Source organism: Myxococcota bacterium (genome assembly GCA_035498015.1).
Taxonomy (GTDB): Bacteria; Myxococcota_A; UBA9160; order SZUA-336; family SZUA-336; genus VGRW01.
This window is the reverse complement of record DATKAO010000230.1, coordinates 1-14,217: the sequence shown is the minus strand read 5'-3', so window position 1 is coordinate 14,217 and position 14,217 is coordinate 1. Positions and strand designations below refer to the sequence as shown.

General features: G+C 71.1%; 12 protein-coding genes and 1 tRNA gene. 6 read left to right on the top strand and 7 right to left on the bottom strand.

Annotated features, from left to right (window positions below; genetic code table 11):
- The 4 genes from VMR86_20375 to VMR86_20360 form a co-directional block, all read right to left on the bottom strand.
- A partial coding sequence (locus tag VMR86_20375) for an alanine dehydrogenase (GenBank protein ID HTO09418.1) occupies positions 1 to 488 on the bottom strand: 488 nt, incomplete at its 3' end.
- A gap of 107 nt (positions 489 to 595) precedes the next feature.
- Positions 596 to 1,573 (bottom strand): hypothetical protein, encoded by a 978-nt coding sequence (locus tag VMR86_20370; protein HTO09417.1) that lies wholly within the window; start codon positions 1,571 to 1,573, stop codon positions 596 to 598.
- Positions 1,560 to 2,066, bottom strand: coding sequence for a M67 family metallopeptidase (locus VMR86_20365; protein ID HTO09416.1), 507 nt, complete (start codon positions 2,064 to 2,066; stop codon positions 1,560 to 1,562). The genes VMR86_20370 and VMR86_20365 overlap by 14 nt, the downstream gene beginning before the upstream one ends.
- A 2-nt stretch (positions 2,067 to 2,068) precedes the next feature.
- Positions 2,069 to 2,509, bottom strand: a complete 441-nt coding sequence (locus VMR86_20360; GenBank protein ID HTO09415.1) for an Rrf2 family transcriptional regulator — start codon at positions 2,507 to 2,509, stop codon at positions 2,069 to 2,071.
- 168 nt (positions 2,510 to 2,677) lie between these two features.
- On the opposite strand from VMR86_20360, the gene VMR86_20355 reads away from it, so the two are divergent.
- On the top strand, positions 2,678 to 5,662 hold the full coding sequence (locus tag VMR86_20355; GenBank protein HTO09414.1) for a DEAD/DEAH box helicase: 2,985 nt from the start codon (positions 2,678 to 2,680) through the stop codon (positions 5,660 to 5,662).
- Positions 5,663 to 5,674: 12 nt separating this feature from the next.
- Positions 5,675 to 7,588, top strand: coding sequence for an ABC-F family ATP-binding cassette domain-containing protein (locus tag VMR86_20350; GenBank protein ID HTO09413.1), 1,914 nt, complete (start codon positions 5,675 to 5,677; stop codon positions 7,586 to 7,588).
- Positions 7,589 to 7,592: 4 nt separating this feature from the next.
- Here the strand turns inward: VMR86_20350 and VMR86_20345 are convergent, their stop codons facing one another.
- Together VMR86_20345 and VMR86_20340 are read right to left on the bottom strand one after the other, a co-directional pair.
- A complete protein-coding gene (locus VMR86_20345; GenBank protein HTO09412.1) occupies positions 7,593 to 8,303 on the bottom strand; it encodes a DUF899 domain-containing protein in 711 nt (236 codons plus the stop codon).
- A 25-nt stretch (positions 8,304 to 8,328) separates the two neighbouring features.
- The gene (locus tag VMR86_20340; GenBank protein HTO09411.1) at positions 8,329 to 10,254 is read right to left on the bottom strand and encodes an NAD(P)/FAD-dependent oxidoreductase; all 1,926 of its coding nucleotides are present in this window, start codon (positions 10,252 to 10,254) and stop codon (positions 8,329 to 8,331) included.
- Positions 10,255 to 10,306: 52 nt separating this feature from the next.
- On the opposite strand from VMR86_20340, the gene VMR86_20335 reads away from it, so the two are divergent.
- From VMR86_20335 to VMR86_20325, 3 genes are all read left to right on the top strand, one after another.
- The gene (locus tag VMR86_20335) at positions 10,307 to 11,008 is read left to right on the top strand and encodes a TetR/AcrR family transcriptional regulator (GenBank protein ID HTO09410.1); all 702 of its coding nucleotides are present in this window, start codon (positions 10,307 to 10,309) and stop codon (positions 11,006 to 11,008) included.
- An 11-nt stretch (positions 11,009 to 11,019) separates the two neighbouring features.
- Positions 11,020 to 12,165, top strand: coding sequence for an LLM class flavin-dependent oxidoreductase (locus VMR86_20330; protein ID HTO09409.1), 1,146 nt, complete (start codon positions 11,020 to 11,022; stop codon positions 12,163 to 12,165).
- A gap of 50 nt (positions 12,166 to 12,215) precedes the next feature.
- Positions 12,216 to 12,302, top strand: a tRNA-Leu gene (locus VMR86_20325).
- Positions 12,303 to 12,322: 20 nt separating this feature from the next.
- Here VMR86_20325 and VMR86_20320 read toward each other — a convergent pair.
- The gene (locus VMR86_20320) at positions 12,323 to 13,537 is read right to left on the bottom strand and encodes a glycosyl transferase (protein HTO09408.1); all 1,215 of its coding nucleotides are present in this window, start codon (positions 13,535 to 13,537) and stop codon (positions 12,323 to 12,325) included.
- A gap of 45 nt (positions 13,538 to 13,582) precedes the next feature.
- Here VMR86_20320 and VMR86_20315 point away from each other — a divergent pair.
- On the top strand, positions 13,583 to 14,217 hold a 635-nt coding region (locus tag VMR86_20315), incomplete at its 3' end, for a patatin-like phospholipase family protein (GenBank protein HTO09407.1).

Below are 14,217 nucleotides of genomic sequence, written 5' to 3'. Positions count from 1 at the left end.
ACGCCGCCGAGCAGCACGCCGCGGCCGCCTTGATCGCCCTGCAGATAGTGCGCGCCGAGCTGCACCGCGAGCCGCCCCGCGACCTCGCTCATGGGCACGAGCAGCGGGAGTGACCCGTCTTCCAGCTGCACGGTCTCGAAGCCGATCGCGACGATGCCGCGCTCGAGGATGCGCCGGGTCATCTCGGGCTCGGGCGCCAGGTGCAGGAAGTCGAACAGCACCTGCCCCGGCCGCATGGCCGCGATCTCGGAGGGCGTCGGCTCCTTCACCTTGGTCACGATGTCGGCGCCGGCGATGATCTCGTCGGGCGACTTGCGGATCAGCGCGCCGACGGCCTCGTACTGCTCGTCGGCAAAGCCGCTGCCTTCGCCCGCGCCGGACTCGACCGCGACCTCGTGACCCGCCGCCGCCAGGGCGCGCGCGCCGCTGGGCAGGAGCGCGACCCGCTGCTCGCGATCCTTGGTCTCGCGCAGGACACCGACTCTCATGGAGCTTCCTCATGCGCGGCGTGGGCACCGTACCCACGCCTTCGGATCGGGAAGATAGCGGAGGGATCCGGGGGGATCGGAGTCCGGTCAGCGGAACTGGAGCGGGCTCACCAGACCGGGCGGCTGTTCTGGCCGCTGTGGGTGACTTCCTGCTCGACCCCGTCCGACACGCGCGCCACGTAGATCTGGCTCGAGGGCGAGTCGCCGCGCGTGGCGGCGTAGGCCACGTAGCGGCCGTCGGGCGAGAGCGAAGGATACTCCTCGACGTCGTCGGTACGCGTGATCTGGCGCTTGGCGCCGCCATCGGCGCGCATGATCCAGATGTCGGTGTTGCCGGTCGACATCTCGCGCTGGAACACGATCCAGCGCCCGTCGCGCGAGTAGCGCGGGTGACTGCCGCGGGTCACGGGGTGCGGCTCCTTGTCGTCCAGACTCATCAGGAAGATGGTCGACTCCGACTTCGAGTGCGCCTCCTTGCGCGCGAACACCACGGTGCGGCCGTCGGGCGAGACGTCGGGCGTCCAACACCCGACGGTGTCGGGCAGGAGCTGGTCGCCGCCATCGTCGGTGTTGATCCAGATCGCGCCGCCGTGCTTGCCGCCGGGCAGCGAGACCGAGCCATGCCAGGCCAGCCGGATCGGGCCATCGGCCAGGCCCGCCCCCAGGCCCGAGCGGTTGCGCGTGGCGAGCACCCAGGCGCCAGTGAATCGGTTCCAGGTCCACAGCCGGAGCGTGCCGTCCGCCGGGTCCACGCGCGCCACGAGCAGGCGCGCGCCATCGCTCGACCAGTCGAGCGGCATGCCGGTGGAGCCCACGTCCGGCACGTCCTGGACCTGACCCGTCTGGAGATACAGGAGCGCCAGCGACGTGCGCAGCTTCTTCTGCTTGTACTGGCCCACGTCGTCGTCGGGGCTCTCGAGCGTGAGCGCCTGGCGGAACTGGTCCACCGAGAGGATGCCCTCCGACGGCGCGTCGCGGATCAGCGCGATCGGGTCCGACGGCAACTCACTCTCCGCGATCGAGCGAAAGCAGCCCGTGCCCGCCAGCGCACAGGCGAGGACGAGCGCGCCGCTAGCGCGCCGCACGGCCCCGGAAGCTTTTGGACTCGGCGTCCCAGACGAAGAGCGCGGCGCCGTCGACCCCCGAGTCGCGCACCGAGACCACGAGCTGCGACGCGCCTGAGTAGAGCGGCTCGCCGTCGGGTCCGAGGGCGCCAGCGACGTCGGTGTGCGACAGATACGCCGCGGCGTCGACGTGTGAGTGGTAGATGCACATGAGGCGCTCCCCCGCCGATTCCGCCGCTCGCAGCGCATGAAACAACTCCTGCTCATCGATCCAGAACGCACGGCTCGCGTCGAGATTCGATTCACCTCGCGCGACCCGCTGGCTTTGGACGTTCGTGCACCGGACGACATGCAGGGGACCCGCCGAATCGGTGCCCGTGAGGAGGCCGCAGCACTCTTCCGGATAGCACTCGCGCGCGTGCTGGAAAACCTCGAGCAAGAGCTCGCGCGGTAACTGCGCGGGATCCAATTCGGGGTCCACCACGAAAGCGGCCCGTTCGCGCGCGTCCTCCACGCTCAGATCTCGTACGAGGCGGGGTCGAGCGCCGCGCGCTGGATGCCGCGCTCCATCGCCAGGCGACACAGATCGGCGACGGAGTGCTCGGCCAGCGCGCGCTCGAGGCCGCCGCGGATCAGGTCCCACACGAAGTCGGGCCCGGAGCCGACCTGTCCCTTGTCGAGGTCGGACAGCAAGAGCACCTGACCCTGCACCGCGCGCACGACCTCGGCCAGCGTGATCTCCTCGGGCCGCCGGGCCAGCTGATAGCCGCCGCCGGGCCCGCGTTTGCTCGTGACCACGCCGGCTCGCCGCAGCTTCTGAAAGATCTGCTCGAGGTAGCGCGCGGGGATGCCCTGGCGGCGGCCGACCTCCACCAGCGGCACCGGGCGGGACCCGCCGTTGTAGGCGAGATCGAAGATGCCGTAGATCGCGTAGCGGATCTGCTGCGTCGCGCGCATGCCTGCGCGCGGACCGTACCACGAGATTCTTATGGTCGCGTGGGCACCCTACCCATGCTCCGGCCACGGGCGACTCGGGCGCTTTCCCGATAGAGTCCCCGCCTCGCCCACTCCTCCTCCGGAGACGAGCCCGCGAACACGCTCGACCCGCGCTCGTCGCGACCGCTGTTGCGGTTCGCGGAGGACCTCGCGCGGCTGCCGACTCACGAGCTGGGCGGCACGCTGCGCGCGCTCCTGCCCCTCGCCCACCCGGCGCCCGCCGCGCAGGCCGAGGATGACTCGCCGCGCGCCGAGATCGCGGACGAGCTGAAGGGGATCCTCGCGCGCCGCCGCATCTCGGAGCTCTGGTCACACCAGTCCGAGGCGCTGGCGCGCGCCGCCGCGGGCCGCGACGTGCTGGTCGCCACCCCGACCGCCAGCGGCAAGAGCCTGGTCTACAACCTGGCAGCGGCCTCGCGCCTGCTCGTGCGCCGCGACGCGCGCGCGCTGTTCCTGTTTCCGCTGAAGGCGCTCGAGCACGACCAGCTCGGCGGCCTGCGCGCCGACCTCGAGACACTTTCGGCGCTCGCTCCGCCGACCGCGGAGATCTACGACGGCGACACGTCGCCGCACCGCCGCAAGAAGATCCGCGAGTCACCACCCTCGGTCCTGCTCACCACGCCCGACATGCTGCACATGGGCATCCTGCCCGCGCACGACCAGTGGCAGGAGTTCTTCCGGAACCTGGAGCTGGTGGTCGTGGACGAAGTGCACACCTACCGCGGCGTGCTGGGCGCGCACTTCGCGCAGGTGCTGCGCCGTCTGGTGCGCGTGGCGAGACACTACGGCGCGGACCCGCGCTTCATCGCCTGCTCGGCCACGGTCGGAAATCCCGGCGCGTTCGCGCGCGAGCTGTTCGGCCGCGAGCTCGACGTGGTCGAGCGCGACGGCGCGCCCGCGCCGCAGCGCTGGCTGGCGGCGCTCGAGCCGGAGGTCTCGGCCTACACCACGGCCGCGCGCCTGTTCCGGCGCTGCGTGCGCGAAGGCCTGCGCACGATCGCCTTCACGCAGGCGCGGCGCGTGACCGAGCTCATGCACCTGTGGATCCTCGAGGCCGAGCCGCAGCTCGCGCCGCGCATCTCCTCCTACCGCAGCGGCTTCCTGCCCGAGGAGCGGCGCACGATCGAGCGGCGGCTGTTCTCCGGGGACCTGCTCGGAGTGATCTCGACCTCGGCGCTCGAGCTCGGCATCGACGTGGGCGGCCTCGACGTGTGCATCCTGGTCGGATACCCGGGCTCGATCCTGGCCATGCGCCAGCGCGCGGGGCGCGTGGCGCGCAGCCGCGAAGGCCTGGTGTTCCTGGTGCCGCAGGAGGACGCGCTCGACCGCTTCTTCCTGCGCCACCCCGAGAGACTCGTGACTCGCCCGTGCGAGGACGCCGTGCTCGATGCGTCCAACGAGGAGATCACCGCCGCCCACCTGCCCTGCGCGGCGGCCGAGGTGCCGCTCCTGCACGCGGAGCCGTGGCTGCAGCCGCCGGGCCTGCAGCGCGCGCTCGCGCTGGCGCACGGCCGGGGCTCGCTGCTCGAGAGCGCCGTGGGCGGCGAGTCGTTCGCGGCGCGGCGCGACCCGGCGCGCCAGGTGAGCCTGCGCGCGGCCGGTGAGTCGTTCGCGATCCGGCGCGCCGGCGATCCGGGTCAGCGCATCGTGGGCACGGTGGGCCGCGGGCGTGTTTCGGGCGAGTGCCACCCCGGCGCGATCTACCTGCACCGCGCCCAGTCCTACCACGTGACCTCGCTCGACTTCGAGCGCCGCCAGGTCGAGGTCGAGGGCCCGGTGCAGGTCGACTGGTACACGCGGCCGGTGGTCGAGAAAGAGACCGAGATCCTCGAGGTGCTGCGCTCGCGGCCGATCGGCAACACGCTGGCCAAGCTCGGCCGCCTGCGAGTCACTTCCTGGACCAAGGCCTACGAGAAGCGCCGGATCTACGGCCAGGATCTGCTGGGCCGCCACCCGCTCGACCTGCCGCCCACGCGCTTCGAGACGGAAGGCGTGTGGCTCGAGCTCGCGCCGCAGATCGAGCGCGTGCTGAAGGCGGAGGGCCGTCACTTCATGGGCGCCATCCACGGCCTGGAGCACGCGGCGCTGGCGCTGTTCCCGCTGTTCGCGCTGTGCGACCGCTTCGACGCCGCGGGCATCTCGATCCCGAGACACCCACAGGTGCGCGGACCCGCGATCTTCCTCTACGACTCACACGCGGGCGGGATCGGCATCTCGCGCGCCATCTTCGAGAAGCTCGAAGAGCTCGTGTCGCTCGCGGGCGAGATCACGCGCGAGTGCCCGTGCGAGGCGGGCTGCCCGTCGTGCATCCACTCGCCGCGCTGCGGCGCGGGCAACCACCCGCTCGACAAGCGCGGCGTGGTGCGGGTGGTCGACCTGGCGCTGGCGCGCGAGCGGCTGCCCGCGCCTTCGGACCAGGCGCTCGAGGCCGAGCTCGCCGATCTGCCGTGGGAAGACGAGCCCCAGTCACCCCCCGCGCGCGCCGAGCCGGCGACTCTGATCGTCGACGTCGAGACCCAGCGCTCCGCGCAGGAGGTCGGCGGCTGGCAGAACACTCACCTCATGCGGCTCGCACTCGCCGTCGTGTACGACACCGGCAGCGGCGCGTTCGAGACCTACACCGAGCGCGACGCCGAGGCGCTGATCGAGCGCCTGTTCGGCGCGCCGGCGGTGGTGGGCTTCAACGTGCGCCGCTTCGACTACGCGGTGCTGCGCGCCTACACCGCGCGCCGCCTGGAGGACCTGCCCACCTTCGACCTGCTCGAGGACGTGCACCGCAAGCTCGGCTACCGCCTGTCGCTCGACCACCTGGCGCGCGAGACGCTGGGCCGCGGCAAGACCGGCGACGGCCTGCAGTCACTGACCTGGTGGCGCGAGGGCCGGGTCGACCTGATCGAGGCCTACTGCCGGAAGGACGTGGAGCTCACCCGCGACCTCATGGTCTTCGCGGCGCGCGAGAGACACGTCCTGTTCCAGCGCAAGGACGGCGAGCGCGTGCGCCTGCCCGTGGACTGGGACCCGCAGGCGATCCTGACGCGCATCGCGCGGCTGCGCGAGGCGGGCCCGTCCCTGGCCCAGGCGCGGCAGCTCCCGCTGCAGGCGGCGCAAAGCTAAGCTCCGCGCCCCGTGCTGCAGCTCGACGACCTCGCCAAGTCCTATGCCGGCCGCGTGCTCTTCGAGGGCGCGAGCGCGGACGTGCGCCCGGAAGACCGCGTCGGCCTGGTGGGCAAGAACGGCGCCGGCAAGACCACCTTGCTGCGCATCCTGGCGGGCGTGGAGGCGGCCGACTCGGGCGCGGTGCGGCTCCAGCGCGGCGCGCGCATCGGCTACCTGCGCCAGGAGGTGAGCGCCGTCTCGGACCGCACGGTGCTCGAAGAGGCCGAGACCGCGCTCGCTCCCGTGCGAGCGCTCGAGGCGCGGCTGCGCGCGCTCGAGGCCGAGATCGCGAGCTCGGGCGAGTCACCTTCCGAGTCACTCGCCGCGCGCTACGACGCGGCGCACCACGCGTTCGAGGCCGCGGGCGGCTTCTCGGCCGACGCCGAGCTGCGCGGCACGCTTTCGGGCCTGGGCCTGGGCGAGCGCAAGTGGCACGAGCCGCTGCGCAAGCTCTCCGGCGGCTGGCTGATGCGCGTGGAGCTGGCGAAGCTCTTGATCGCCAAGCCCGAGCTGCTCTTGCTCGACGAGCCGACCAACCATCTCGACCTGCCGTCGATCGCCTGGTTCGAGGGCGTGCTCGCGTCGTATCCGGGCGCCGTGATCGTGGTGTCTCACGACCGCGTGTTCCTCGACCGGCACACCAACCGCATCGCCGAGCTCGAGGGCGCGCGCCTCAGCATGTACAAGGGCAACTACTCGAGCTACGTGACCCAGAAGGCGCTGCGGCTGGAAGACGTGGAGGCGCGGCGCGCGAACCTCGAGCGCGCGATCGCGCACAAGGAGAAGTTCGTCGCGCGCTTCCGCTACGGCACCAAGGCGAGTCAGGCGCAGAGCCGGATCAAGGCGATCGACAAGCTGCAGGCCGAGCTCGACCTGCTGCCCGAGGCCGCGGCGCAGCGCAAGATGCGCGCGCGCTTCAGCGCCGGCGTGCGCCCCGGCGAGGTGGTGCTGCGCATGGAGCGGGTGGCCAAGGCCTACGGCGACAACGTCGTCTACCAGTCACTGGACTTCGAGCTGAAGCGCGGCGAACGCGTGGCGCTGGTCGGCCCCAACGGCGCCGGCAAGTCCACCCTGCTGCGCCTGGCCGCGGGCGCGCTCGCGCCCGACCGCGGCTCGCGCGAGCTGGGTCACAACGCACACTGCGCGTTCTACGCCCAGCACCAGGTCGACGCGCTCGATCCGCGGCGCACGGCGCTGGGCGAGCTCGAGCACGAGGCGAAGCTCGACGACATCCCGCGCCTGCGCAGCATCCTGGGCGCCTTCCTGTTCTCGGGCGACGAGGTGGACAAGAAGGTCTCGGTGCTCTCGGGCGGCGAGAAGGCGCGGCTCGCGCTAGCCAAGCTCCTGCTCGCGCAAGCCAACTTCCTGGTGCTCGACGAGCCCACGAACCACCTCGACATGGACGCGCGCGACGTGCTCACCGAGGCGCTCGCGGGCTACGGCGGCACGCTCCTGTTCGTGAGTCACGACCGGCTGTTCATCGAGGCGCTGGCCACGCGCGTGGTCGAGATCACCCCCGGCGACGGCGAGGCGCGCGTGCGCAACTTCGTGGGCGGCTATCCGCAGTATGCCCAGACCGTGGCGCGCGAGGCGGAGCCTGCGCCCAAGGCCCCCAAGCCTGCCCGGTCCGAGCCGCAGGCAGCGAAGGCGAAGAAGCCCCGGGACAACACGCAGCGCAAGGCGCGCGAGCGGCAAGAGAAGCTGGAACGCGAGATCGAGTCACTCGAGGCCGCGATCGCGCGCCTGGACTGGCTGGCCGCCGACCCCGAGATCGCCAAGGACGGCGAGCGCATGCGCGAGATCGCCGCCGAGCGCCGCGGCCACAAGGAAAAGCTCGACGCGCTCTATCCCGAGTGGGAGCGCATCAGCGCGGACGCGGACTGATCCCTCAGTATCTATCCCGGTGGCGAACCCACTCCATCGGGTAGGCCAGCCCCGCCTCGTCGCGGCCCTTGGGCACGAGGTCGAGCAGCTGGTAGGCCGTGTTGAGCGGGTCCAGGCCGCGCGCGTACACCGAATAGGTGTGGAAGATCGCGCCCTGCGCGTCGCGGTGGAACACGCTCAGGCCCGGCGCCTCTTCGACCCCGAACGGCGAGCTGCCGAAGTTGTACACGGGCCGGCGCTCGGCGCGTTCCTCGGCGCTGATCGAGACCCCGAAGTCGCGGTTGAAGTCACTCGGCGCCGAAGACACCCAGTGGAAGCTCCAGCGCATGCGCTGGCGGAAGGCGTCGAGCTTCGCGAACGGCGCGATCGAGACCACGGCCAGCGCCACGTCGCGCGCGGCCAGGTGCACCGCCATGGGCTCGAAGCCGTCCATCCAGAACGAGCAGCTCTTGCAGCCCTCCTGCCAGCTCGCCGGGAACATGAAGTGGTAGACCAGGAGCTGGCTCTTGCCCGCGAACAGATCGGCGAGTGACTCGCGGCCGTGGGGGCCATCGAAGGCGTAGGGTTTGTCGACCCGCACCCAGGGCAGCGCGCGCCGCGCCTCGGCCAGCTCGTCGCGCAGCCGCGTGAGCTCCTTCTCGCGTTTCATGAGCGCCTTGCGCGCTTCGAGCCATTGCGCGCGCGAGACCACCGGATGTCCGTCGAGCTGGGCCATGCGCCAAGGTTACCGCCGCCGGAGCTCAGGCGCTCAAGAACTCGTAGTCCGCCGGATTGGGCGTGCGCGTCTGCGACCAGAACTCGACCAGCGTGAACGGCCAGTTCTGGGTGACTCGCCCCTTGTCGTTCTTGTACCAGGTGGGCACGTCGGCCGCGCCCCAGGCCATGCGCAGGTTGCCCGCGTCGATGCGCCGGTTGTAGGCGTCGTGCACCGAGCGCTTGCAGTCGAGCGCCGCCTGGCCGCGCTCCAGCAAGAGCTTCACGCAGCCCAGGATGTAGCGGACCTCGCACTCCGAGAAGAAGATGATGCTGCCGTTCACCACGATGTTCGTGTTGGGGCCGTAGCAGCAGAACAAGTTGGGGAAGCCGGGAATCGTGATGCCCAGGTAGGCGCGCGGGTCACCCGCCCAGTGCTGCTGCAGGTCGACGCCGCCGCGCCCGACGATCTTCATCGGCCACAGGAAGCGGCTGGCGTGGAAGCCGGTGCCGTAGATCAGCACGTCGGCGTCGTAGCGCTGGCCCGCGGCGGTGGTGACTCCGGTCTCGGTGATCTCGCGGATCGGATCGGTCACCAGCTCCACGTTCGGCCGCATGAGCGCGCGCAGATAGTTGCCGTTGTCGAGCAGGATGCGCTTGCCCGCGACGGGGTAGCTCGGGATGATCTTCTCGAGCAGCGGTGAGTCGGCGCCCACGATCTCGGTCATGGACTGGGTCAGCATGACTCGCAGCTCGTCGTTCGCAGGGCTCACCGCGCGCTGCGGGTGCGGCCAGGCGTCGTCCTTCTCGACCGCCGCCAGGATGCCCTCGGCGGCGCGCCAGAACATGGCGAAGCGGTACCACTTGGCGTAGAACGGCACGTGGTTCAGCAGCCAGTGCTTCCCGGCCGGCACCTCGTCGTGATACTCGGGCGTGGGCAGGACCCAGGGCGGCGTGCGCTGGAAGACGGTGACTCGCGCCGCCCGCTTCGCGATCTCGGGAATGAACTGGAACGCGCTCGCGCCCGTGCCGATCACGATCACGCGCTTGCCGGTGAGGTCGTGCTGGTGCTCCCACTGCGCGGAGTGGAACGAGATGCCCCGGAAGCGCTCGCGGCCCGGAAGCTCGGGCCACTTGGGCCGGTTGAGCTGGCCGACCGCGCTGATCAGGGCGTTCGCGCGCAGGGTCTCGGCGCGCCCGTCCTTGCCGACCACCTCGACGCGCCAGGTCGAGCTGCTCTCGTCGAACACCGCCTCCTTCACCTCGGTGTCGAAGCGGATGTGCGGGCGCAGCCCGTACTTGTCGGCGCAGTGCGCGAAGTAGCGCTGCAGCACCCGCTGCGGCGAGTAGTACTGCGGCCAGTCCGCGGGCTCGAAGCTGTAGGAGTAGATGTGATTCGGGCTGTCGACGCGGCAGCCGGGATAGGTGTTCTGCCACCAGGTGCCGCCCACGTCGGAGTGGCGCTCGACGATCGTGAACGGGATGCCCGCCTGCGCCAGCCGGATGCCGGCCAGGAGCCCCGACATGCCCGCGCCCACGATCACCACGCGGAACGCCGCGCGCTGCGCCGCGGGCAGCGCCTCGAGGCCCGGGACCGCGTACGGATCCTCGTTCTCGAGCGCGAGCTCGGAGGTGAGAAACTCCGCGTAGCCGGCTGCCACGGGCTGCCCGATCATGAAGCTCACGATCTCGCCCACGAGTGACTGACTCGGCGCGGGCGGGAGCCGCTGGCCGGAGTCGCGGAAACGCCGCAAGGCCTCGAAGGCCAGCGCCCGGATGCTGGCCTGCTGCGCCTCGCTGATTCCGCCCTGCGCATCGGCCAGAAAATCGTTCTTGGGCCGGATGTCGCCGCGAATCAGCTGCGCGTCTCCGGTGATGTGCACCAGCGCGGCCATGAGCGAGGGCACGTGCGCGGCGGCGAGGGCCTCCTGCAGCGCGGCGTCATCCTTCGGGATCGGGGCGAGCTCGGGCATGAACGACCTCCTGGCTCGAGATCTATATCGCGTTATAGAATTGTAGCGCGATATGGGACTCCGCGAGAAGCAGAAGGCCGAGCGGCGCGAGCAGATCCTCGACGCGGCGCGCCGGCTGATCCGCGCCACGGGCGGGACCGAGTTCTCGATGCGGCGCCTGGCCACAGAGGCCGAGGTCGGGCTGGTCACCCCCTACAACCTGTTCGGCTCCAAGAGCGGCGTGCTCTACGCGCTGCTCAACGCCGCGCTCGAGCGGCTGGACCGCGTGGTCGACGTGCGCTCGCCGCGCAAGCCGGTCGACACCGTGCTCGAGCTGGCCGACCGCGCGGCCGAGATCTACGCGCGCGACGCCGCCTTCTACCGCCCGCTCATGCAGTACCTGCTGGGCGTGCGCGATCGCGAGCACCGCCCGCGCGCGCTCGAGCACAGCCTGCGGCTCTGGTCGCGCACGGTCGAGGCCGCGGTGCGCGGCGGCCTCCTGCCGCAGTCAGTCGACCAGGAGCTGCTCGCGCGCCAGCTCTTGATCGGCTTCATCGGCGTGGTCGAGCTCTGGATCCACGAAGAGTTCGACGACGACGAGTTCCGCGCGCAGAGCATGTACGGCTCGGCCTTGCTGGTGCTGGCGCACGCCGCGCCCGGCGCCCGGCCCCGGCTGCTCGCGCGCCTGCGCGCGCTCGAACGCCGCCTGCCCCGCCGCCTCGCCAATCAGCCCGAGGCCTCGAAACACGCCCGGAGGCGGCCCCGCGCCGCCTGAAGGAGAGACTCATGCGCGTCGGCGCAACGATCTTCAACCAGAACTACACCGATTGGGAGCGCTACGAGGCGGAGGAGCGCGGCGAACGCGTCGCCGCCGCCCCGCTCCGCCGCGACCGCGAGATCTTCACCGAGGAGCTCGAGATCGCGCGCCTGGCGGACGAGCTCGGCTTCGACGCGGTGTGGACCATCGAGCACCACTTCACGCCCTACACCATGGTCACCAATCCGCTGCAGTATCTGACCTACGTGGCCGGCATCACGCGGCGCGTCGACCTGGGCACCATGGTCACGGTGCTGCCCTGGCACAACCCGGTGCGCGTGGCCGAGGACGTCAACATGCTCGACGCCTTCCTCGGCCCCGGCCGCGAGATCATCTGCGGCGTGGGCCGCGGCCTCGGGCGGCGCGAGTACTCAGGCCTGGGCGTCGACCAGGCCGAGGCGCGCGAGCGCTTCGACGAGTCACTCCAGGTGCTGAAGCAGCTCCTCAGCACGGGCGCGTGTGACTTCGACGGCAAGCACTACCAGATCCACGGCCTGCGCCTGCGCCCGCAGCTCGAGCGCGACCTCTCGCCCAACCTGTGGTGTGCCGGCGGCACCGACGAGACGGTCGAGATCATCGCCCGCAACGCCGTGCGCCCGCTGTGCATTCCCACCACGAGCCTGGCGCTGTCGCTGGAGACGGCGCGCAAGTACGCGCGCATCGCCCGCTCGGCCGGTCACCCGCCGGCGCACACCAAGCTCGCGCTCTGGACCTACGTCGCCGACAGTGAGTCCGAGGCCCGGCGCGGCGCGGAGCAATACATGGTCGAGTACGCGGACTCGGCGCTGCGCCACTACGAGCTGCGCGGCAGTCACCTGGGCGGGCTCAAGGGCTACGAGTCCTATGGCGCCATGCAGAAGGTGCTGGCCGCGGACCCCACGCCCTTCCTGCGCGGCTTCTTCGACTCACACCCCTGGGGCACGCCGGCGCAGACGCAGAAGCGCGCCAGCGAGCTGGCGGAGTCATTCGGCACCGACGAGATCATGTTCGTGTTCAAGTACGGCGCCATGCCGATGGCCGCCGCGGAGAAGAGCATGCGGCTGTTCGCGCGCGAGGTGATGCCCGCGCTGAAGGAGCTCGCGCCCCGCCCGATCGAGGGCCAGAACGCCGCCTGAGCCAGTTGGCCCTCGCCCGCGCCTGGGCTAGCATCCGCCCCCGCCGCCGTGCCCAGGTGGTGAAATTGGTAGACACGCCAGATTCAGGGTCTGGTGCCCGAAAGGGCATGCTGGTTCGAGTCCAGTCCTGGGCACCAGCGCCGAAAGCGCGCCCCCGCTAGATGCGCCGGTCGAGCTCGACCGCATAGCGCAGGTCGGCGAGAAACTCGGGGATCGCCGCACCGACCCGGTGCCAGTTCGGGATCAACGGTGCGCGCATGGGGTCGCGCACGAAGGCCAGGCCCGCGGCACGCAGGCCCGCGGTGAAGGTCTCGACCATGCCCTCCTCGTCGTGCGGATCGAAGCGCAGCCCGTTGATGCGCGAGTCGGCGGAGTACGCGGTGATCGTGTCCTGCGCGTGGCGCAGATAGGCCGAGCAGAGCGTGTTGAGGAAGCCCGCGTCGAACTGCACGCCCACGCTCGCGAGGTTGCGGAACAGCGAGGTCGCGATGTCGATCACCATGCGGTGCAGCCCGCGCGACGGGTCGAGCGGCGACAGCTCCTGGTGCTTGTGGTCGTAGTTGTCGCACAGCTCGACCTGGCAGATGCGCTGCGGCGACGCGTTGCGCAGCACCTCCGCCAAGAGACCGATCTCCAGCCCCCAGTCACTCGGGATGCGGACCTGGCGCGCCAGCGCCGTCTTCATCGAGAACTCGCCGGCCAGCGGGTAGCGGAAGCCCTGGATGAACTCGAGCAGGGGCAGCTCGCTGCCCAGCGTGCGCTTCAAGGACAACACGAGGGGGGTCACGAACAGCCGCGTCACTCTTCCGTGCAGCCGGTCCGTGGCGCGGCCGTAGTAGCCCTTGCAGTAGTCGTAGTCGAGGTGCGGCGAGAGCACCGGGTAGCAGAGCCGCGCCAGGAACTCGCGGTCGTAGGTCAGGATGTCGCAGTCGTGGAAGGCCAGCGCGTCGGCGTCGCCCAGCGCCAGCGCGCAGCCCGCGCCCAGCCACACCGCGCGGCCCTTCCCGTCCGGCCCGGGCTCGAGCCCGCTCGCGCGCTGGCGCGCCAGGAGCTCGCCCACGGTCGGGCCGCTGCCCCAGATGCAGATCGCCTCGGGCAGCACGCGGAAGAAATCGCGCACGCGGCGGAACTCCTCGGCGTCCTTCGTGCCCGAGACACTCACCACGATCCGGTGCAGGTACGACACCTCGCGCAGCACCTCGACGATGCCGCGCAGGCCCGGACCGTTGACCTCGCTGGCCAGGCACGGGAGCACGAGCGCCATCGGCCGCTCGCGCGCGAAGTGTTTCAGCTCCGCCTCCAGCCGGCCCAGTGAATCGGGCGCCAGGCGATGGAGCGTGGTGATCACCCCGTTCTGGTAGAAGTCGCTCATGCGATGCGCGAGCTTACCCGCAAACGAAGGCGGATTGGAAATCGGGTGAGCCCGGCGAACGGAGAACGAGGCGAGCGGAAGCGGCTGGGGCTGGCGCTGGGCGCCGGCGCCGCGCGCGGGCTCGCGCACATGGGCGTGCTGTTCGGCCTGGCCGAAGCCGGGATCCCCGTCGACGCGATCGCCGGCACGAGCATGGGGGCGCTGGTGGGCGCGATCTACGCCACGGGCCAGCTCGAGGTCTTCGAGCGCGACCTGCGCGACCGCGCGCTCTCCGACCTGTGGCGCTACCTCGACCCGGTGTGGCCGCGCGAAGGGCTGCTCTCGGGCGAGCGCGCGACCGAGTATCTCCGCTCGCTGATCGGTGACTGGCGCATCGAGGACCTGCCGATCCCGTTCGCCGCGGTCGCGGTCGACCTGGTCACGGGCGAGGAGGTGTGGATCCGCTCGGGCAAGCTGCTCGACGCGGTGCGCGCGAGCATCTCGCTGCCCGGCATCTTCGTGCCCGTGCGCCAGGGCGGGCGCGTGCTGGTCGACGGCGCGATCCGCAACCCCGTGCCGGTCTCACCGCTCGAGGAGCTGGGCGTCGACGTGCGCGTGGCCGTGAACCTGCAGACGCACCCCGTGCGCGAGCTCGAGCCGCGCGCGCGCCGCGCGCGCATGATGTCGCGCATCGGCGACGC

Coding starts and splice junctions, on each gene's coding strand:
- VMR86_20320 (HTO09408.1), bottom strand. CDS start 13,537: ATGAGCGACTTCTACCAGAACGGGGTGATCACCACGCTCCATCGCCTG.
- VMR86_20360 (HTO09415.1), bottom strand. CDS start 2,509: ATGCGCGCGACGCAGCAGATCCGCTACGCGATCTACGGCATCTTCGAT.
- VMR86_20335 (HTO09410.1), top strand. CDS start 10,307: ATGGGACTCCGCGAGAAGCAGAAGGCCGAGCGGCGCGAGCAGATCCTC.
- VMR86_20330 (HTO09409.1), top strand. CDS start 11,020: ATGCGCGTCGGCGCAACGATCTTCAACCAGAACTACACCGATTGGGAG.
- VMR86_20345 (HTO09412.1), bottom strand. CDS start 8,303: ATGGCCCAGCTCGACGGACATCCGGTGGTCTCGCGCGCGCAATGGCTC.
- VMR86_20340 (HTO09411.1), bottom strand. CDS start 10,254: ATGCCCGAGCTCGCCCCGATCCCGAAGGATGACGCCGCGCTGCAGGAG.